The sequence below is a fragment of the Arenibacter aquaticus genome (assembly GCF_003957295.1).
Classification (GTDB): Bacteria; Bacteroidota; Bacteroidia; order Flavobacteriales; family Flavobacteriaceae; genus Arenibacter; species Arenibacter aquaticus.
Window position 1 is genome coordinate 335,197 of sequence record NZ_RQPJ01000003.1, and the last position, 23,471, is coordinate 358,667.

The following is a 23,471-nucleotide window of genomic DNA, read 5'->3' on the forward strand; positions in this document are numbered from 1 at the left end:
TACAAAAGCAGCGCCCTTATTTATTATTCGGTCACCAATGCAGTGGTGTCCTTATATTGCTCTCTTAAACCGGCCAATTTTTCATGAAGATCTTGGGTTATATCACCATAGCCTTCTTGTCCGTATATATTGTGCATCTCTGTGGGGTCTTCTTTAAGGTCATAAAGCTCCCATTGATCTATATTATTGTAAAAGTGGATCAACTTATACCTATCTGTCCTTACCCCATAATGTCTTTTTACAGAATGCGGACCTGGGTATTCATAGTAGTGATAGTACAATGCATCTCTCCATTCCGTTTTTTCCTTCCCTTCCAAGATTGGCAGTAAAGATTTACCTTGCATATCCTCGGGCACTTCTACACCGGCCAATTCAAGAAAAGTAGGGGCATAATCTATATTTTGCACTAATTGGTCCACTGTTCCTGTTTTAAACCTGGATGGTAGTTTCATCACCAATGGTGTACGGAAGGATTCCTCATACATAAACCTTTTATCGAACCAACCGTGCTCTCCCAAATAAAACCCTTGATCCGAAGTGTACACTACAAGAGTGTTTTCTGCCAAACCATTTTCTTCCAAATAATCCAATATTTCACCTACACTATCATCTACGGAAGCAATACATCTTAGATAATCTTCAAGATATCTCTGATACCTCCATTCCATTAACTCCTTTCCACTAAGGTTGGCTTCCTTGTAATACTTTATCTCCTTATCATAAGCCTTGTCCCAGGCCGCACGTTGCTCTGGATTCATACGGTTTATTTGTCTTTCAAAATACTTACGGAGTGGTCCATCTATTTCCCCTTCCTTATCGTACATCTTTAGATCGTTCACCGGACAGAAATCTTTTATATGCATCTTCTGGCTTGCCGCCGCCGTTCTATTATCGTAATCATCGTAGAAATTATCGGGCAGGGGAAACTTTACATCGTTATATTTTTCCAAATAGGTAGTATCTGGCATCCAACATCTATGCGGAGCCTTATGGTGCATCAACATAGCGAAAGGCTTTTCCTGATCCCGGTTTTTTAACCAATCCAAACTAAACTTGGTAATGAGTCCTGTTACATAACCCTCTACCCTTTCTTTTACCCCCATTTCATTGAAATCAGGGTTATAATAATCTCCCTGTCCAGGTAAAATGTTCCAATAATCAAAACCAGTAGGGTCACTTCCCAAATGCCATTTACCTATCATAGCGGTTTCATAGCCTTCTTTTTGCAACAACTTAGGAAATGTCATCTGGCTGCCATCAAATCTCTGACTATTGATCTGCTGCCCGTTCAAATGAGAAAATTTACCGGTAAGCATAACAGCCCTACTTGGAGAACAAATGGAATTGGTAACAAAACTTCTGGTAAACTTTACACCCTCATTGGCGATCCTATCAATATTAGGGGTTTGGTTCAATTCCCCATTATAAGCGCTCATAGCCTGGTAGCCATGGTCATCTGTCATAATATAGATAATGTTCGGTTTTTTGGTGGCCACGGCCACCTTTTCCCCCTTACAGGACGAAAGACCCACAAGCAGTATCAAACCAAAAAGAATTAAACAAATATGCGATATCTCAAAAGTTGAATTTCTCTTTGACATTTAGAAAATTTAAGTGTTATATAATTGGTTTTTCTATTCTTATTAATTTCTTAAAACTTTACATCCACAGTAGAGAACCATTTTCTTCTAAGGTATTCCTCCACTCCCTTTCTTTCCCATTCCTCAAGCTCCCTATCCAAAAGAATCATTTCGGCTATAGACCCCTCCCAAAGACCTTCGGTCCTGGCCAGACCCGAACTGGACTTGGATTCCAACTGCACCGTTAGGATACAAAACTCCATTGGGTTTGGCGTATTGAACGGATCTATTTGAATTCCGTTCAAGAACACCTTTCCATTTTTGGTTTTGGGATCTATATTATCCTTGTCGAAAATAGCCTTGCCAGAGTCCTTACTTTTTCCCAACCAAGCATTGGACCCCCTAAAGAGGCTTGTTCCCGGGAAGGACATACTACTTTCCTTATAGACCATAATGATGGTTTGATAATCCTTCACCTCTTCTTTCATAATGGACACCCATACATGATCAAAAGCAGCAACACCTTTGCCATTCAATTTATTGGGCTCATATTTCATGAACAACTCGTTGGGACTCCTTCTAAGCTTATCTTTCCAATCCCCTACCGGCCCACGTTGAGGGTACACCTCATCTACCTTGCCATTCCCATCAATATCACTGGCATCAAACCACATCTTAATACTCTCATACCCCAATTCTGATGGCTCTATTGCAATAGGTCTTTTGTTGGCCAAGTCGTCCACTCCAAAACCGATCCTATTAACACTCTCCGCCCTGGATAGATTGTTCTGTGCAGCCACATAATAATTTCCGGTTGCACTGGGCTTAAAAGAATTACCTATAGCCAAAGGCTCTTCATAGGACTCGCCTTTTGTTTTCCGTGCATCGGCTGCATACCACTTGTAGGTATATCCTGGAAGTGGGTCCACGACAGACACGGCCCCTTCCATATTTTCAATTTCCAAATTATCAATCTCAAAAGGATATACTTCCGGAACCGTAACAGTACCCTCCATTAGCTCGTCTTCGCTATCTGTTACCATATAACTGTACTCCCCGGGCGCCAGATTTATTCTTTTATCATCAATGCCCATCTTGGACCTAACACTACTAGGTACCCTTAAATAATTAATATTGGGAATAGACTGTCCATTGGAAACAATTGCCACTTTGTTTACACCTTCATGGAGGTATACTTTCATGGTCGCCACATCCCATCCCGTATATAATGGCCTGGTCTGGTTAAAGTGTATAGTCTTGGATTCCAATTTCCCATTAACGGAAATCTGGGCATCCGACCCCTTTAAGTTGATACCGCCATAAATTACATCTACAGGATAAAAACCACTATTGGCCACTTCCACATCCCAAGACACGGAACCTTCACCTCCCTTACAATCCAAATAGGAATTGTCACTGGCGCTAAAAAATGTCTTTATTTGATGTTCTGGAAGCGTTATGGTCGCATTTTCAGGCTCATATATAATGCTTTTCCCATATTCATAAACTGCATTTTTCCACTTTACGGTATAGGGCGACTGACCACCGATAACACTCAGGGCTATGGTTCCATTATCTTTATTGATTTCTGAAGCCTTAACATCTGCCACCACCGCTATAGTGGATTTCTTCTTTTTATTTTTCTTGGATTTTTTGGTTGAACCAGCACTCCCCAGGCTACTTTCATAAATAGAGGCACGGGCCTTAGCAGTTCTAAATTCGCTATCCATTACCACAACGTCATAGATACCCACTCCAACTTCGTCCAATGATTCTGAGGTGCTTCCGTTGGTCCATTTGTAGGTAAATGGTGGGGTTCCTCCAGAAACAACGGGCTCCACATTAAAAAGTCCAGCTTGCTTACTAACTTTCTTAGTACGGGTTGTCACCTCCAATGGCTTGGCATCAGAAGTTGGTGCGGTATTTAATATATTCCATTGCACCTCAACCTTTGGGAATCGGGCAAATGGTGGATCAGGTCTAATATTTGGGGTTTCATCTGTAATGGAACAAACAAGTTCATATTCTTCAATTTCCCCAAATTCAACTTCCAGTTCATCGGTCCCGCTTGCAATCAATTTTCCATTTAAAAACCATCTTACCACTTGGGTATTGGGTTCCGGCACAATATGATCTACCGCAAACCGAAGCTTTTTATTACCTGCAATTTCAATTGATTTTTGTTCAGGGACAGTACTTTTAATAATATCCACCAGGTCATACGCCCTCATGGAAACCCTTTGGTTACATATGGGGCACATTTCCTCCGTATTATCAAACACCCCTGCACCCATTATACAACCTTGGGCAGTGGACCTATAATAATCCACAAGGTGATACTGATTTCCTTCAAAGGCACCTACCTTATCCAGGTATTGCGCTTCATAAGGAGTTGGCAATGGAGTACTGGGCTCTATCCACTTTCTCCATTTAATTTTTTCCCTTTCATATTCCAGTTCGGACGCGTAGGTAGGAAAGGCTGAGGTTCCTGTTGCTCCGGTGGTATACTCATCCCCCAAACTCATACAGGTATGGGAAATCTCGTGTAGCATTTTTCCTATTCCATTCCCAGCAATGACTGCATTACCTACCCGTTTCTCTAAATTACGGGCAGCTCCTCCGCCACCCTTCTCACGGTTGGGCATTATCAAAAAAGTAACCCATCCCCGGTGTTCACTTTTCCATGGCAAAAACAGCTTGTCGCGGATGGCATCCATAGCCTCCAAGTCTATCCCTTTTTTCCACTCAGGAGTATCGGGCATCCAAAGCCCATAAACATTAAAAAACTCTTTGTAATGGGAATATGCCGTTTGCGCTCTTTCATCTCCGTAAGTAAGGGCCGCGACCAAGGATTCCTCTATATCCTTTACAAATTCGCCCCTCATATCAGGGGAATTATAAGGCTCCTCCTCCCTAGAGGTCCATTGGTTCACAATAACTACGTTAATCCTATTGTCCTTATCCCCTGTTACCTGTATAGGAATTAATTCGGACATTTCAATAAACGCATCAATTTGAGCCTCTGTCCATTTTTCAGCCTTTCCCCTATTCTGGGTATAGCCTTGAAAGAACATCAAAGAAGCAAAACCAATAAACGCTATCCATTTTTTCATTCTAGGGAAACTTTAATTTTTATTTTTCGCAAATGTCCAAGCTTGAAAATCCCATTGACTCCAAGAAAAAGACTCTATTACATCATCCTAGATTATTTAAACCAAGTAATTAAACTTATTTTAAATAGTCACCCAAAACAATACACTCTGCAAAAATATTAATCCAACACTTCATTTTTAAGCTTTAAATTACCCACTTTATGTACTATTTAAACTAAAAAGCACATATTAGTGAGCATATGTTGAATAATATATCGCCAAAATTAGATAACAAGACAATACATTCCTATGTCAATAACATAATAATTTAATTAATAATCACGATAAAATAAAAATGCGCGTCCCATTATTAAATAATATTTAATAAGTTAGATCGCCTTTATATTCCTTTCCTACCATAATACCAAGGCTACATTATATTTAACCACCTAATAAACACAGATTACCATGAGGTTGCGTATTCCCCCCTCCAACTGCTCTCTTACAAGACTGAATATAGTGCCTGGTTTTACTAGCTAAGACCCCTCAACATTAAAGAATCCCGAACAACCAAGGTTGTCGGGATTCTTTTCTTTAAATCTATTACAACAGTGTAGTCTGGCAATACTTGATGACTACCTAGAGTACCTTGTAGCTCCCTTACTACGCCCTGTTTTTACTTATGGGTCACGTTAGGATACATAATCTTTATTTCCCAGCTACCTGGTCCGTTTATTTGAAGATTGGTTCTAAAGTTCAGCCAGTATTCGTCCTCAGGGTTGTAATCGTCATGATCTAGTACACCACATCCTCATTACCAAAGGCCAAGTCATTCACAAATCTGTTGCAATTGAAACCCTACGTTTTTTTAGGAAAGATAAAAGGGTAACTAAAAAAGTGTGTTTAGGTTTACTTCTAAAAGTATTAAAATCAAAGACCATTGGATTAAATATCCAATGGTCTTTGATTTTATTCCTGTTCTAAAACAAGTACTGAATTTACTCCCATATAATTGGGAGGGAAAAATACATGTGATTACCAGCCATAATTTTGGAAGTCGATCCCAAGTGCATTATACTTGTTTTGTTCGGTCAAAGGAATTGGCCACATCAAATACTTCTCATCTGTAACATTCCTTTTCTGCACCACAATTCGATCATAGTCAAAATCTTCTCCATTTTTGGTAATTTTCATTCCGGTAACAACACCTTCGTAATCGCCTTGAATTTCCCATCTACGCAAATCATAGTAGCGGTGTTCTTCAAAGGCCAATTCAATTCGACGTTCATTCCTCAATCTTGCTTCAAATTCACTTGCTGAAATTCCCGATGGTAAGTCGGGCATACCAGCTCTGGATCTAATCAGATTAACAGCAGCAAGAGCTTCAGGGGTAGCAGCCCCGTTTGCGTAAAAATTAGCCTCAGCAAAATTAAGATAGATTTCGGCCATTCTGAAATCATGCCAAAAACCATCTTTATTTGAATTGTTTTTAGAGTCGTAATGAATAAACTTTCGCAAATAATAACCCGTTCTGGTGTACAAGTTACTGTTATCCGAGATCTGAGAACTACCCCCTACATACGTTTCAACAGGAATTGTATTGTTGCTTAGGTTATGGAAATTACCATTGCAATAAACCGTTGAAAAAAGACGTGGATCCCGGTTTGCATATGGGTTTTCAGGATCATATAAGGTGTTTTCCGAATTATAGTTGGGTTGCAAATGATCGTCATCCAAATAAGGCATCTCTGGATCAAGCACCGGTACCCCGTCAATGGTTTCATAAGCATCAACCAACTCCTGGGATGGACTTATACCCGCTTTGGTTACATCAGGCACAACTGGAAGGCCGTAATTAGACCACAATGTCATTCTTGTTTTCCCTAAGATAGTCTCTTTCTCTTCTGAAGGAAACTCTACGTTTTCTGGTTGGGTAAGAAAATATTCCTGATATTTACTATACATCCCTGAAATGGATACACTAGCTGGATTGAATAAACCAAAGCCAGCACCCTCCAGTGCATCAACAGCCTCTTTAGTTATTTCTGCAGCTTCATTCCAATGGTCATTACCATCATTCCACAAAGGACTGGCAGCAAAAAGAATAGCTTGTGATTTAATAGCATAAGCCACCCCACGTGTCATAAAACCATCCTGAAGACCGTCAACCTGGCGATATAAAAGTTCTGGCTGTGCCAAGGCCGCATCACAATCGGCAATAATAGCCTGTACATTCTCATAAAAGGACGGCCTTTCCATTGTTGAAAAATCATAATCCAACGGGAGCACCTCCTTAAAAATAGGAACTGGACCATAGCGTTTTATTAATTGAAGATAGTAATAAGCTCTTAACAAATAAGCTTCAGCTTTCCATTGCCCCCTATGTTCCTGAACAGTAAATGTTGGTACGTCATCCACATTAGCAAGAAATACATTACAAGTTCTAATACCCTTAAACATATTGTCATAAAGTGAGCCCTTAATCAAATTATTGGCAGAAGACATATTTCCTTCATAATACCTTAAAGAATTACTGCCTGGTACCACATCCTGAGCATCCTGAGCCTCATCTGTAAACGAAGCTAAAAAAGTACCTCCTGCACTACTTGCACCATAATAGGGAAAGTAAGAATAAGCGGTTGCGAGATATTTGCCCGTTAGTTGGTAATCCGAAAAAATTTCATCATAGGTCACGCGTCCATCCGATCCAAAATCAAAGGGATCTTCACAAGATGAAAAGAACAGACCGAAGGTTATCAATAAGATTATAATTTTTTTTGTCATTTTTCTATTTCTTTAAAACGTTAAGTTAAGTCCAAGAACAAAAGCTCTACGGGTGGGGGCACTGTTGGTGGAATTCATAAAGACAGTCAAGTCATCACTTTTCATATTATCAATATTAAACAGGTTTCTTCCACTAAAATAAACCTGAGCTTCTTTGCTCCATATTTTATTGGATACGTCAGCTGGAATGGTATAGCTCACAGTTACCTCCCTCAATTGTAGATAGCTTTTATCTTGAAAATAATAATCATTTGCCTTATGACTGGCGCTACCATTAAGCGACAAAGCTGGTGCTGTAATCTCTTCACCATTGGCGTATCGATCGGCCGTCCAAGCATTCAAATGTTGCGTAAAGAATGTTCCGTTATTAAAGGACTCATAAAAGCCAGCACCACTGTTAAAAGTGCTCACCTGAGCCACACCAAAAAATAAGGCAGAAACATCAAATCGGTTCCATTTCATACTCAATTCTGTGCCATAGCTAATTCTTGGAATACTAGAATATCCCATTGGTGCTATATCCTGAACATTAATAACACCATCGTTATTTAAATCCTGATAGATAAAATCTCCTGGTCTAGGGGAAGCTCCCTCGTAAGCGAGTCCCGAAGCTGTAATTTCATCGGCACTATTGAAATAGCCGTTACCATTGGAATAGTCAATAAGATAGCCCCATTTTTGCCCAACACGATACCCCGTAGTTCTATAAGGATAAGCATAATCATCTCCCAAGTTCAATTCTGCTATGTTTTCAACCTTATTATCGTTAAAAGCAAAGTAACCATTTACTCCAAGAGAAAAATCTTTATTAAAATCCTTCTTATACCCCAACTGTGCCTCATAGCCATAAGAATGAACTTCACCATCATTCATTAAAGGCAAAGAACTAGAACTAACACCAAGCATAGCTGGAATGATGTTATTGGACACTAGGATATCTGTGCGTCGGTCGTCAAAGTATTCAAAAGACAGGGATAACTGATCCCAAAGTCCGATATCAAAACCAATATTGGCAATTCTTGAAGTCTCCCAAGTAATATTTGGATTTCCTAATTGATCCTCTCCAATGTTGTTTCCACCGGTGGTTAGGTTGTCTTTATAAAGAAAACGATTGTTTCCGGCTATATTATCGTTCCCAACAAGACCATATGAACCACGTAGTTTTAAGAATGTCACAGCCTTATCATCCTTTAAAAAATCAAAATTTGAAAGAACCAAGGCCGTCGACGCGGAAGGGAAAAATCCGTATCTGTTATCAGCACTAAATTGTTCTGATCCCTGATAGCCAGATACAAAATCAGTAAACAACAAATTCTTATAAGCATAATTAGCATTAAAGCCATAAGTCATTTTAATAAATGGCTGAACCCCTTCTGCAGCCTGCGAATTGTAATATTGTTTCTGAATTAAAGCAGTGGCGTTAATATTATGATTACCAAAGGTATTTTTATACTTTAAATGTCCCTGATATTCCGTTCTATAACTACTAGAGGTAGATTTTGTGAAAGTAACAGGCTCATTTCTGGCATTACCGAATCTCATAAATACCAAATCGTCTTTTATGGTCATATCACGTATCCACCTTTCATAATCGGTATTTCCATAAATATAAGATGTAGGAACCGTATAATACTTTATTTCACCACCTGTTGATAGTCCGGGAAGTAATTTATTAAGGTCAAAATTCAACCCACTAATAGAAGAAATATGTACACCTGTTGTTTTAACGTATCCTGCCCTGTTAATTTTAGCATAGGTAGAGTTTCCTTCTGTTTCTGTAACAACCACATTCCCTTCAGGAGTTAGCGGGCCATAAACAGTGGGGCCAAGATTAAAAATAGTTGAATAAATATTATTCGCTTGCGGATTCATTGTGCGATTTATCCTTCCAGAGATATTCATGTACCCACTGATGTAGTCATTGATCTTGATATCCAAATTGGATCTAATATCAAAGCGATTGGTTCCATATTTTTCAGGAACTGTACCATCGGTTATGTAGGGAGAATTTTGATGCAAATAACCCATTCCTACATAGTACTTAAAAACTTCTGAACCTCCACGACCACTTATATTTATGTCTTGAGTTTCCACCAAAGAATTGATAAACATATCGTACCAATTGTTATTAGGGTACAACTCGCGGTTTTCACCTGACTCATAATTGCGAATATCCTCTTCCGTATAAATAGAAGGATCGGTATTACCATCATTTACCCACGCCTCATTATACAATCGGGTATACTGTCCCGAGTTTAAAACAGTAGGCGTTGTAATTGGTGTTTGCATTGTGTAATTGGTATTCACGGTAATAGTTGATTCACCGTCATAGCCTTTCTTGGTTTTTACGGAAATAATCCCGTTACCCCCTTGTAAACCATATAACGAGGTTGCTGCAGCATCCTTTAATATTGTCACCGACTCTACATCGTTTAAGTTTATATGGTTATAACTATTGGTTACCATTCCATCTACCAATATAATAGGTGCTTTTCCGTTAGTTGTGGAAATCCCTCTTATGTAACCAGAAGTATAACCTGGAAAGCGTCCTAAAAGAGCACTCCCTAAAGTTGATGTCTTGGTTCTGGATAAAACATCCTGTGATATGGTTACGGCGGAAGCACCAACAGAACTCATAGTCCTGTCTCCTGTTAAAAGAGACACGGTATTATCGCGCCCCGAAACGTCTGTTTCCAAAATTACCGAAAAACTATCCTGTCCCTCAAAGGTTACAACCTTAGTTCTATAACCGTCCAAAGAAACATAAAGTTCTTCTTCTTCAGGAAAGGCTTCTTTTATGGTAAAGGCACCATCAACCCCACTAACAGTATTGATAGCATTATTTTTGGTTTTAACAGTAGCTCCGGGTAATCCATGCCCAAAAACATCTTTTACCGTGCCTTCTAGATAAGCACCATCTGTTTGAGCGTTTATATGACCCGCGGATAACATAAAAATTATCAGCAAAATCGAAACTATGTTTGATGACATATTATTTCTTAAATTTATCATTTATATAAAATTTAATTGTAAAAATTGTAATGGTAGATTACCATCCTGGATTTTGAATATCAACCCCGGTACTATTTAATATCCTGGAAACTTCTAAAGCATCATGTGGATGAAGCAAATATTTTGAGCTATAACATGCTTTTTCCAATCCTTCTCCAGTCCAAGTCTGCGTTTCCGGATCATAGCTATCCCCTACTTGAAAACGCATATGGGTTAAAGTACCATCTACACTTTTCTCGATCCACATACCGGTAGCGTAACGAATAACATCCATATCATCACCAGGGGCGGTCCATCTTCGCACATCATAATAACGGGTCTCTTCATACGCCATTTCTATTCTGCGTTCATTTCGGTACATCAAACGAAGATTATCCTGATCAATGGTTACACCTTCCACTTCATCCAGATTAGGCATACCCACGCGATCTCTAATTGGTTTAATCGCTGCTAACGCCTCGGTCAAGTGATTGTTTTCAATTGCACATTCTGCATAGTTTAAATATATTTCGGCCAAACGCATATAACGCCATGATACAGCAACGTTTCTACCCCTTCGCTGTAAGGGATGATAGTGTCTACGCGGATAATAACCCGTCTGTGTACGCTTAGTATTACTTCCCATAATACTGCTATTCCCCGTTCTAAAAGTCTCTATCGTTATCTGTTTATTTTGCTGATTTAATGCCGTTGAACCGTTGTAATAAACAGTTGCATAAAAACGGGGATCGCGATCTACATAAGGATTTGTTTCATCATATCCCGACCCAGAGGCGAAATTTGGGGAAAGATGTTTGGCATCATTATAGGGTTTAGCAAGGTCTAGGATATATTTCCCGTTTGTCATAGGGTAAGCATCCACCAACTCTTGAGTTGGAGCCATTCCAGCCGATACTGCATTATTAATAGGCAATCCTTGATAATTCCAATTGGTACCTACATTGTTTGTAGCCAAAATAGTTTCCTTATCTACTGGGGAAGAGGAATAATCCCTTGTGGAAGTACTGTATTCTTGATAAGCATTGTCTCCAAAAACAGAGGTATTACGAACGGTTGTATACAATTCAAAATCATGTGCCAAAAGCTCGTCCAAGGATTCTTTACAGATTGCTTCAGCTTCCTCCCAATAATTTTGTCCATCAGCAAACAAAGGGCTGGCCATAAACAGTGCCACTCTTGATTTTAGTGCAGCGGCTATACTTTTATTCATTCGCCTAAAGTCTGTACTTAATTCTGGCCTCCAAGGCAATTCATCAGATTTCATAGCTTCACGACATTCACTAATGATAAAATCAGCAACCTCCTTATAGGTAGACAATTCAAGGGTTGTCTCATCAAAGCCCACTTCGGTGGGTTCGGTAAGAAGATAGACACTACCATAACGATTAATAAGCTCGGTATAATAAAAGGCCCGCAAAACTCTAGCTTCAGCGGTCCACTGTGCCCTTTCTGTTTCCGAAGGAACGGCAGCAGTGTCTATACGACTAAGGAACACATTGATACGGCGTATTCTTAGGTAAAAATATTTCCAGGCCGAGACATTATTCCCAAACATTCCCTTCATATAGCCAAGTTTGTTATTATTGCCGACAGTGGTCACAGCTCCCAGATAAAGACTGGCACTGTTAGCTCCATTTCTACCAATACTCCAAGCGTCATCCGATATAGCTGTAGGCAAATTCTCTAGGCCTACATAGCGATATGAGAAACCTGGAAATGACTGGTAGCACGAACTTAAATAACCACCTGTAGTTGATTCGTCACTAAAAATCTCATCTAGGGTCTGTGTTCCATCAGGAGAGATATCTAAAACATCACTACAGGAGGCAAACAGAAATAAAGAAAAGACGGTTATCAATATTTTTGTTTTCATATTTTTCATTTTTTTATTTAATAATTGCACCAATCTAAATCTTAACGTTTACACCAAAATTGAATATCTGAGTAATAGGAATTAAAGGGGAACGTCCAATCTCTGGATCTAAGTGAGAAAACCTATTTTTTGTCCAGGTAGCAAGATTACTCCCATTGGTATATATCCTAATTTTTTGTAATCCTAAATTTTCACACAAACTCTTTGGAAAAGTAAAACCAATCTCTACGTTTTTCAATCTTAAATAAGATACATCGGTAGTAAAAAATGAGTTGATAGTGTGGTTGTTATTCCTTTTAAAGGAGGCCAATGCCGGATAAGAAATAGTTTCCCCATTTTCCCATCTTTCCTGAGTCCAGTGATTTTGCTGATACTCAAAATAATAACCAGGGTCCCCGTATTCCCACACTCCAGAAGCCGTAAAGTTTTTGGTAACCTGAGCAGCTCCCTGGAACATTAGGGACAAATCAAAACCTTTATAAGCAATGTTTAATATTGAGCTGTAACTGACTTGAGGAACAGTAGGGTATCCTATTACGTCGTTATCCTCAGGTCCTATATTACCATCACCATTTAGGTCCAAATATTTTAAATCGCCCAGTCGCGGCTTGGCTCCTGAATAAGTGGTTTCATCAATCTCCTCCAATGAAATATAATACCCATTACCAGGGGAATCCCAATCAACAATTTTACCGGTATATTGACCTATAGAAAGGCCTTGCTTTCTATATTGTAAATAATAATCATCCCCCTGACTGGCTTCATCGGCAAATACGTTTTTATTTTTCGCATAAGAAAAGGTATTACGAATACCCATAGAAAAATCTTTAGTGAATTGCTTACTGTAGCCCAGCTCAACTTCAAATCCTTTGTTTTCTACAATTCCAAGGTTAGCTTTAGGATAAATGGTGCTAAGTCCTGTAACTTCAGGAACGGTCTGGCGCGTTATTAAGATATTCTCTCTTCTTTCTTTAAAAGCATCCACGGCAAGCGTAAGTGAGTTTTTAAAGAAACCTAGATTAATACCATAATTCTGCTTATAAGCTACCTCCCAGGTAATATTAGGATTACCAAGTAAACTCTCTGTTACAAACAAATCACTAATTGTTGCAATTCTCCCACTGGTCCCAACATTCATTTTATCCAGATAAAGGAAGCGTGAGCCACCAATATTATCACTACCTACTTTACCATAAGATGCCCTCAACTTAAAATTGGACAAGAAGTCGACCGACTTCATAAAAGGTTCGTTAGAAACCACCCATCCTAAAGATCCTGCAGGAAACACTCCAAACCGATTACCAGGAGCAAACTGCTCCGAACCGTTATAACCAACATTAAATTCCGCCAAGTATCTGTTTTTATAGCCATAAGTAGCACGACCGGCAACGCCCATATAATTATAAGGGAGCAAGTTTTCACTACTTCCACCAGCAGCTTCACTATTATCGCGTTGGGCCAATATCATTCCCGAAACTTTGTGAGTACTATTAAAGGTTCGGTTGTAGTTTATAATCCATTGTAAATTTGTTTTATACCTAAAACTAGAACCTTTAGACAGGGTTATGGGATAAAACTGGGGCTCTTGTTCTGGCGTAAATTCTATAAGGTCATATGTTTCACCTTCCAAAGTCTGTTCTTCATTAATATCAAACTGATAACTGTTGTAGCTCTTTTTACCATTAAGAGTAGAGCTGGAATAGGTATCAAAGGACACCATCATTTTAGATGAAAGCCCCTTGGTTATCATCCCTAGGTCAAAGTCAATATTAGCAGTTGTATTCAGGTTATTGGATTCTGAACTATTGTAACCGCGGTAATTCAACAAGGCGTAAGGATTCTTATAGCTCACACCGTCCGGGTTAATAGGATTACCTTCTGGAATTCCATACTCTTCCCATCCTGCAGGAGATAGCGGACCAGGTGTAACAGGTGTCATTGAATTAATCCCTACATATATTTGTGAAGCCTGTGCGGTAGTCCCATTTACCTTACTTAAATATCCGGCTAAATTAACACCTGCAGAAATCCAGTTATTTACTTTCATTTCTACATTAGTTCTGAAATTGTAACGGGTTAATTTAAACTGTGGATCATATCCTAGTTCGTCTTTCGGCAAGGCGTTATAGAAACTCTTTTGATCAAGAAGACCGGCGTTAAAGAAATATTTGAAACGCTTATTTCCTCCAGACATATTCACATTGTATCTATTTATAGGTGCAAAGTCGTTTGTCATTATTTCATACCAATCAGTATTGGGGTAAAAAGGGCTCGTTCCAGCTTTCATCAACGCAATCTGACGGTCGGAATATTTTGGAGCATACCCATCGTTAATTAGAGCCTGATTTCTCATTGCGGCATAGTCCCACGAATCCAACATTTCCGTTTTATAGGTCAAGTATTGCATTCCGGTTTCATAAGAAAAATCGATCGAGGGTTCTTCGGTATTACCTACTCGTGTGGTCACCAAAATAACTCCGTTAGCCCCTCGAACCCCAAATACAGCGGTAGCTGAGGCATCTTTCAAAACCGTGACATTTTCAATTTCATTGGGATCCAGTTGTGTAATATTATCACGAGGAACCCCATCTATAAGTATTAAAGGCGAAGATCCATTGGTTGTACTAAGCCCTCTCAAATAAATTCCGTAACCCTCAGCTCCAGGACGACCACTACTTTGAACGGTAACAAGGCCTGGAAGACGTCCGGTAAGAGCACCCACAACGTTTGGGGAAGGACTCTGTTTTATGCCCTCTGTTTTAATATCGGCCACAGAACCTGTAACACTTAATTTATCCTGCTTACCGTAGCCAACTACTACAATTTCTTCAAGCTCTTCAATACTATTTTTCATTGTGACATCGACAACGGATTTTCCAGAAACAGGAATTTCCTGACTCTCCATGCCCAGATAACTGAATACAAGAACGGCATCTTCAGGCACATTTTTCAAGGTGTATTTTCCATCAAAATCCGTAACAACACCTTTGTCTGTTCCTTTAATTGAAACCGTGACGCCAAGAATAGCTATTCCATCAGATCCAGTAACGGTTCCCAAAACAACTCCTTGCTGTTGCATCATACTAGTAGAACTTCCAAAAACACCGTCAACAGTCTTAACATAGTCATTGGACGACAAAGCCGATGCCATAGCATCTACACTACTAAAAAGTAAAAACACCAATACGGCCCGAGCCATATTTTTTTTCCTTTCAGCAAGCAAATGCAGTATTAATAACTGTTTGTACCGTAGCTTTTTTTGCATAATTTAATATTTGTTTAGAAGGTTATTATTGAGGTTTTTAAAAAAACATTCAAAAGATCTATTCCTGTAAAAACCTACTCACCCAGCAATATTATGTTAAAATCAATGGCATTTACAACAATAAATTAACACAAGGCTGTACTATTTTAACAAATTCATAATCCAGATATACTATATTAGCCCATCACTGTATTATATCTACAAATATTAATTAATCTTTATAATATTTAGTTAAAAAGTTTACTGAGATATTGGATAATTCTATGTAATTCTTATTACTCTTTGCGCTTATCACCAAAGCTTAGATTTTGGCCCGTAAAATGTTTTGAATATTATACCCCAAGAGGTCTCCCTGAACTAATCTTTTACTCTTGTGGATGTTTTACAAAAAAGGGTTCGGCATTTATTTTGAAAAAAGGCTAATTGGAAAGGGTTTGATCAAGAAAACACACAAGAGCCAACTACTTTTAAGAATTCATTTTTTTATAGTGCAGGTATTAGCGGTAATGTATATTTTTAAGCGGATAATTCACCATACTTCCATTAGTTCAAAGGAGGATAACAAAGAAACGTTTATGAAAAATATTTTCCATAAGAGATTGGCCATTATAGCTTCAATTTTATGCTGTAATGTACTAATGGTTAAAGCTCAAATAAAAAATGCCTCTTTTGAAAAAGACCGAGTAACCGGCGAGAGACAGGTTGTAAATAAGCTAAAAGGCTGGACCATCAGCAGCGGCAATGTGGAATTGATTACAAGCAAAGTGTTTTCGGCAGCTGAAGGAAACCAAGTCCTGGATTTAAATGGCAACCAAGCCGGGAGTATAAAACAGACCATAAAAGGGCTTGAAAAATCTGCAGATTATACTTTAAAATTTGAATATGCCGACCAGAAAGGCAGGCAGCGAGATGACCAAACCCTCTTAGCTACTGCTAAGGTCATCATTAACGGAACAACAGTGGCAACAGTCCGAAACCTATCGCCGGCACCCAATTACATTGGGGGCATTGGTTTTGGTTTTAAAGCCACATCCAAAGGAACCGCCACTATAGAATTTGTATCCACCACCAAAGGGGACATGGGATTGGTACTGGACAACCTAAAAATAGAAATGGGATCCCCTATTACACCTCCGGTAAATGATCATTTAGTAAATGGTGGTTTTGAAATGAAAGTGGATAGCGATAGTGGAAACCCCCATATATATGGAGAGCAGCTACCCGGATGGTTGATCATGCAAGAAAATATAGACCTTATCGCCATTGACCGCTTTGGCTCACCAAGCGGAAAATGGGTTATTGATTTGGGAGGTCATGGACCAGGGGGCATTGCGCAAACCGTAACTGGCCTAACAGCAGGAGCCAAATATCGGTTATCAGCTCTATATTCACGCCATCAATCCTGGGACCAACAAGATCCACTAACCGGTGAAATCTTTATTGATGATGAAATGGTTCTAAGTCTAAACAGGGACAAATTAACAAAAGCACCCCGTTGGGAAAAGATATCGCACGATTTTATAGCTCCACCCGACGGTGAAATAACCCTCTCATTCTATTCAACAGCACTAAAAGTAGGAGGTGGAATTTTATACGACGACATTAAGATTGAAAAGGTAAGTGAAATAGCAGAACCAAAAAAAATTCCGGTACTCATTATTGATGGTTTTAGCAATCATAATTGGAAATTGAACACCCAATATTTACAAAAAATACTTGAAGCTACAGGGAAGTTTAAGGTATCGGTAAGTACCTGCCCCAATCAAAACACGAATAAATTCGATTGGGAAAGCTGGAATCCTGACTTTAATTCCTACCCCGTTGTGATTCAGACTTGCAATAATATTTTTAAAGAAGATAGTTTGCAATGGCCCAAACATGTAAAGCAAGCTTTTGAAGAATATGTATCAGAAGGCGGTGGGGTATATATGTATCACGGTGCAACCAATGCTTTTAAAGGATGGCCTGCCTACAATAAAATGCTAGCTTTAGGATGGCGAAATAAGGATTTTGGGGTAGCTGTAACTATTAATGAAAAAGAAGAACTGGAGATTATTCCCAAAGGAGAAGGTGAAAACACTGGGCATGGTGCACGAACAGATGCCTTGGTAACCCGAATAGTGGGCCACCCTTTGCATATTGGTATGCCAAAATCCTGGATAGCTGCCGATGTGGAGATTTACCGATACGGAAGGGGCACTACCGACAATCTGGAAGTATTATCATATGCCAAAGACCCAAAAACCCAGTTAAACTTCCCCATGGAGTGGACGGTTAATTTTGGAAAAGGCAAGGTCTATTGTTCTACCTATGGCCATTTATGGAAAAATCAAATATGGCCACCCAATATGCGTTGTGCCGCTTTTCAACAATCTATTGTACGGGCGTTACAGTGGTTAAGTGGAAATGCAGTAGAGAATTATGTGGAACCTGATTTTCCAACATCTGAAAGCACTGTTTTGAGAGCAGCAATATTAGATTAAAAATTTTTAATTGGACTATCCCGTAAAATAAATGTGCAAATAATAGAATAGATCAAGGACGACTGCCCATAGCAGCGCTGGACTTGGGAATAGCTCAACTGTTTTGAACGAACTGCAGAAACACGGAATCAAAAAGATTCCGGAAGACCAAGCCAAGAGCTACTTGGACACAAGGGAGTCCCCTAAAATGGTCGTCGTATATTAGAATAGCACATCTTGTTTTATCAATTTCAACTCCTTATGATCTCGGCCTGCACGAGCAAGCGGGCACAAAAAAAAGGGTCGGACTCTTTTTCTAAAGTCCGACCCCAATTATTTTTAAAATATGTGCTTTAAATGATACAGGGTTTAATTAATTCTGCGCTTCATTAATTTGGTTACTGCAGAATCACATTTCTTGGAATAGAGCTCCACTAGATCTTTATATTTTTCATCATAGGCTAAATTATTAACCTCGTTCACATCTTCTTTTAGGTTATACAGCTCTATAAAATCTGGAGCAGCTTCATACCTAATAAACTTCCATTCCTCATCCCTATAACTTTCTGTTTTGGGAAGCAATGACTCCCCTTCCCTTTGATGCTCAAAAAAGGCAGAGGACCGCCAATCAGCAATATCGTCATCATAAAAGGACGTCAGACTCTCACCTTGATAGCTTTTGGGAATTTTCACTCCCGCCAAATCCAAGATGGTGGGGGCAATATCCAAGTTCAACACCATTTCCTCAAAGGTTTTCCCTCTATCGGATTCTGATTGTCTGGGATCATAGATCATTAGAGGTACACGAAGCGACTGCTCGTGCATCAACCATTTACCAGCAAATCCACGTTCACCCAAATAGTAACCGTTATCTCCCATAAATACAATTACGGTATTATCTGCCAAGCCCTCTTCTTCCAATGTGGTCCTTATTCTACCTATTACACTATCTACCGTACTGATCATCTTATAATATCCTTTCACCATTTTCTGGAACTTCTCTGGGGTATCATAGCGCCAGTACCATCTTTTCCTGTTCATGGAGTGTTTCATAAACTCGGGCAATGCCTCAAAAAAGGCAGGGTCTGCCGTTTCAGGGGTGGGAATTTCATTATTTACATACAAACTATCGGCATATTCTGGCCAGAAATACTGTTCCTCGGCACCATCATCCGCGTGTGGCGACCAAAAGGATAATGAAAGACAAAAAGGTTTATCTTTTTCAGATTTAATAAAGTCTAAGGCATGATCCCCATTAATATCGGCCAAATGTTTTTCCTTACCGTCAACTTCCCTGAGGTAGGGCCAAAATGTCTTTACACTGGTATCAAACAACGAATCTTCCACGCCCTTATTGACTTTTACCCCAAATTTACCAATGAGACCAGTTCTATACCCTGCTTTTTTAAGCAGATAAGGATAACTCTCATACATATAGGCATCCTTCAATTTAGGCTTGCCAAAATTAAAATCGTGGGTTCTTTCATATAAACCCGTAAGGATAGTAGCCCTACTCGCCGCACAGATAGGTGTGGTTACAAAGGCGTTTTTAAAATACAGGCCAGAACTGGCCAATTTATCCATATTGGGGGTGTTGATTATGGAATTACCGGCAAAGCCCAAGGCATCCCATCGTTGATCATCGGTAAGGATAAAAATAATATTTGGTTTTTCCGCAACAACCTCCTCCGGCTTTTGCCCCCCATCTTTACATGAGGCAACAAACACCAAAAACAACACTATAGCTACTACTTTTACTAATTTCTTCATTTTACTACAATAAAATACAACCTATTTAAACATATAAATTAATCGAACAGCACTACTTTCTGCTCATAGCCCTTCCTTAGAATCTCATCTGGCACTGAGGGCACATATTCACTTATTTTCTGGGCATCTCCGGCACCTAAATAATCGACATATACAAAACCCGCTCCACTGATCTTATCATTCCTTAGCCTAAATGAAGATTGAAAGCAGGTAACGCCAGCCTTTAGATCTACCACAAACTTGGCAGATTTCATTTTATCATCCAACTGTACCGTTTGTTCTATATTACCCACTTTTAGGGAAGCTGATTTAAAACTATTCTGCGTTTCCCCCTTGGCATTCTCATTAATTCTTTTTCCCGTCTCATTGGGCCACCTATTTACATACACCTCATACCTACCATCACGTGCCACGTTTACCGTCCATATTTTTTCCTTATTTCTGGTATGTGCGTCATGGGAATACAGGGTAACGGGGTTTTCATGCTCGGTACCCACATACATGGTTGCATATTCCCCAAATTCTACGGAAACATCTTCCCACCAATCCTCATACCGCTTATAAAGTTCTTCTACAACCTCTGGATTTTCTGTCGCTACGTTCACCTTTTGCTCTCCATCTTCTTTGATGCTGTACAATTCCTTTTCCTCCCTGTTCACCAATCTCCAATCTTTGGTAAGCACTTGGTATTCCTTATCCTTTACAGGGTATTCCACACGTTGATTGTGTACCACTACCGTTCTATCATCTTGCCAATTTGTCAACTCCCCATTTAAAAGAGGCGCTAGGCTTCTACCATCAAACTCTAAATTATCCGCCCCTTTAAGTCCGCATAATTCTATTAGGGTGGGAAGCACATCTACATGGGCCGAAAGCGCATCTATATCCTTGCCGCCCTCTATTCCTCCTTCTGGCCAGCGAATAAAGAATGGCACCCGGTGGGCATTCTCATACCCCCATATCTTTGCCCCTCTCATACCAGCGGTATATCCTTCTTCAACATAACCTGTTTCAAAATCCATCTCAACACCACCAAACCACGGACAGGGTCCATTGTCGGTCATAAAAATGACTATTGTATTCTCATCAAGCCCCAAATCACTCACCTTGCGAAATAGCGTGGCAACATCCTCATCAATTTTTTCCACCATGCCATAATACTTCGCCAAGCGTTCCGATACCTTGCCTTTAAAAGGCTCTACATATTTCTCATCCACATTCAAAGGCGCATGGGGAAGGTTGGTAGGGATATAACAAAAAAATGGCTCGTCCTTGTTCTTCTCTATATAGTTAATAGCTTCATTAAACCATACCGTATTACAGTAGCCGTCATATTTCTCAAATTTACCATTGTGCTTATAGGTGTCGTCATAATAATCGTTGCCCCAAAAATCCGGTGATTGGCCTATGCCACCTCCACCATGCACTATGGCTTCCTGAAACCCCCTGTCGTTGGGTCTAAAGGGATAATTCTCTCCAAGATGCCATTTACCAAAGATACCCGTCTTATAGCCATTGTCTGAAAATACGTCAGCCACTGTGGTCACCCCTTCCTTTAGCAAGGACCTCCCTCCAATGGTATGCCATACCCCTGCCCTGGCAGAATAGGTACCAGTAAGCAGCGCAGACCTTGTAGGGGAGCAGGAAGGATCCACGTGAAAGTCCGTAAAACGAACACTCTCGTTATAAAATTGATCTAGATTGGGAGTTTTAACATACGGACTACCCAGACAACCTAAATCGCCATACCCTTGATCATCGGTCATGATCAAAATAACATTAGGTTTCTTAGGGCCTGATATTGCGACCTCTTTTTTTGAATCTTCCTTACAACTTATTAAAACCAGCCCGAGTACCAAGGCTAAAGCAACACCTTTTATTTTTAGCATTATATTTTTATTGATTTTGTGCCCTAGCTGAAAAAGACAAAAGTTGCATCAAGAAAAAGATGCAACCTTCTGTTTATTTAGTTTTTTTGGCACCGGATAATTCCAAGTTTAAAATTTTCTCCAGGACTACGGATACCGCACCAATGGAAGTTGCCTGATCACCAAATGTAGAGGGTTGTATTTTAACCCTTGTATTTCCGGCCAAGAGGTACTTATCACGCTTCTCCTCTATTAAATTGAAAAGCAGATCGCCATTCAAGGAAATCCCACCTCCTATATAGACGGTTTCCGGATTTAATAAATTTGCCAAGGTCCCTATTCCTTTACAGAGGTACTCTGCTACCTCATCATATATTTTTAGGGATGCAGGGTCTCCTTTTTTTGCTGCCCGTGCTACCAATTCGGCCGTAATAAGGTCCTGATTCCCTCTACATAGTTCATTTAACAATTCAGATCCGTTTTCTGCCAACAACTGCTTGCCCAAAGAGGCGATCCTATGACCAGAGGCCAAAGCCTCCAGACACCCGTACATACCACACTTACACTGCACGGTACTATCCGTATCCACTGCAATATGTCCAAACTCCCCGGCGAATCCGGAAAAACCTTTTAAAAGATTCCCCTCAACCACCAAACCGGAGGCAATTCCGTATCCAATGTTTATAACGGCAAAATTTTTCTGGTTATTCTTCTCTCCCATCTTCATCTCACCCAGTGCCATCAATCGCGTTGAATTATCATAGAAAAAAGGCAAGTCCAAATGCTTGTCCAACTCCTGCCTTAGATCAATGTTTGTCCAACCAAAATCGGGCGAAGATTCAATAATTCCCGTTTTACTATTCACCAAACCGGCAACACCAATCCCAACTCCCCATATTTTTGCTCTAGGCTCCTTCCTACTCTGGAGTTTGTTAATCAGCTTAACAACCTTGTCAACAATACTCAAAAATCCCTTTTCCAATTCGGTAGGAACCTGTATCTCGGAAATAAAATTGGCATTAAGATCAACCATGCACCCCCGTATATAGGTGGCGCCCAAATCTATTCCAATTATGTAATTGTTATCATTTTTAAATTTAACGATCATGGGCGGGCGGCCTCCACTGGAACTACCTACACCAAGACTTTCTACCAGACCATCAACATTTATCAACTCATCTACAATCCTAGTAATGGACGGGGGCGTTAACCCCGACTCCTTAGCCAAGGCAGACCTACTAATTTCCTTATTGTGCTTAATCAGCTTTAAAACCACCTTTTTATTGGCAAGATGCAAAAGCGCCGCATCCATTTTTGCGTATTCTTTTTTCATGTAATAAGGGTTATGTTTATCAAAGATATTAAAATACCTTTCATATATGACTTTTCAATAAAAAATTTTTAAAATACTAAACCCCATTTAATTAGCAAATACCATATACGCGGCAGTTAATTTTAAATTAACCTTTAATTTACAAAAGTAGTCGATTTTTAGGGCTAGGATACAAACTTATAATAATTATATTAAAAAGATAATCGGGACCACCTTTTGCAGGATAAATAATAAAATAGCTCTAAAATTATGTGTTATCCTTAAAAAATGGATTAGGCATCAAACAATCCTGCCATAAACTATCCACGTTTAATCTTCCTCTATGTTTTCAATATTTTCAATATCCAAAACAAAGATATTACGCCCATGTGTACCGTTATTTTCGGTTTTCCGTAGATAGCCCGAACCTGCTCCCACCTACAAGGTATTTGG

10 protein-coding genes are annotated in these 23,471 nt (G+C 39.5%); 1 reads left to right on the forward strand and 9 read right to left on the reverse strand.

The window, feature by feature from the left end; all coding sequences use genetic code 11:
- Window positions 1–23 precede the first annotated feature (23 nt).
- The 6 genes from EHW67_RS08370 to EHW67_RS08395 form a co-directional block, all read right to left on the reverse strand.
- The gene (locus EHW67_RS08370; protein WP_126161926.1) at window positions 24–1,601 is read right to left on the reverse strand and encodes a sulfatase family protein; all 1,578 of its coding nucleotides are present in this window, start codon (window positions 1,599–1,601) and stop codon (window positions 24–26) included.
- 50 nt (window positions 1,602–1,651) lie between these two features.
- Window positions 1,652–4,693 carry a M64 family metallopeptidase gene (locus EHW67_RS08375; RefSeq protein WP_126161927.1) on the reverse strand — a complete coding sequence of 1,014 codons (3,042 nt, stop codon included), beginning with the start codon at window positions 4,691–4,693 and terminating at the stop codon, window positions 1,652–1,654.
- 1,014 nt (window positions 4,694–5,707) lie between these two features.
- Window positions 5,708–7,456 carry a RagB/SusD family nutrient uptake outer membrane protein gene (locus EHW67_RS08380; protein WP_126161928.1) on the reverse strand — a complete coding sequence of 583 codons (1,749 nt, stop codon included), beginning with the start codon at window positions 7,454–7,456 and terminating at the stop codon, window positions 5,708–5,710.
- 12 nt (window positions 7,457–7,468) lie between these two features.
- A complete protein-coding gene (locus EHW67_RS08385; protein WP_158285099.1) occupies window positions 7,469–10,447 on the reverse strand; it encodes a SusC/RagA family TonB-linked outer membrane protein in 2,979 nt (992 codons plus the stop codon).
- 58 nt (window positions 10,448–10,505) lie between these two features.
- Window positions 10,506–12,341: a RagB/SusD family nutrient uptake outer membrane protein gene (locus EHW67_RS08390; protein ID WP_158285100.1), complete on the reverse strand. Its 1,836-nt coding sequence runs from the start codon at window positions 12,339–12,341 to the stop codon at window positions 10,506–10,508.
- A 34-nt stretch (window positions 12,342–12,375) separates the two neighbouring features.
- On the reverse strand, window positions 12,376–15,606 hold the full coding sequence (locus EHW67_RS08395; protein WP_126161931.1) for a SusC/RagA family TonB-linked outer membrane protein: 3,231 nt from the start codon (window positions 15,604–15,606) through the stop codon (window positions 12,376–12,378).
- 575 nt (window positions 15,607–16,181) lie between these two features.
- Between EHW67_RS08395 and EHW67_RS08400 the strand changes: the two genes are divergently transcribed.
- Complete coding sequence (locus tag EHW67_RS08400; RefSeq protein WP_158285101.1) at window positions 16,182–18,089, forward strand: ThuA domain-containing protein; 1,908 nt, start codon at window positions 16,182–16,184, stop codon at window positions 18,087–18,089.
- Between the two features lie 348 nt (window positions 18,090–18,437).
- On the opposite strand, the gene EHW67_RS08405 is transcribed toward EHW67_RS08400, so the two are convergent.
- The 3 genes from EHW67_RS08405 to EHW67_RS08415 all read right to left on the reverse strand — a co-directional run bounded on the left by EHW67_RS08405 (window position 18,438) and on the right by EHW67_RS08415 (window position 23,039).
- A complete protein-coding gene (locus EHW67_RS08405; RefSeq protein WP_126161933.1) occupies window positions 18,438–19,838 on the reverse strand; it encodes a sulfatase family protein in 1,401 nt (466 codons plus the stop codon).
- Window positions 19,839–19,876: 38 nt separating this feature from the next.
- A complete protein-coding gene (locus EHW67_RS08410) occupies window positions 19,877–21,727 on the reverse strand; it encodes an arylsulfatase (protein WP_126161934.1) in 1,851 nt (616 codons plus the stop codon).
- 73 nt (window positions 21,728–21,800) lie between these two features.
- A complete protein-coding gene (locus EHW67_RS08415; protein WP_126161935.1) occupies window positions 21,801–23,039 on the reverse strand; it encodes an ROK family transcriptional regulator in 1,239 nt (412 codons plus the stop codon).
- Window positions 23,040–23,471 lie beyond the last annotated feature (432 nt).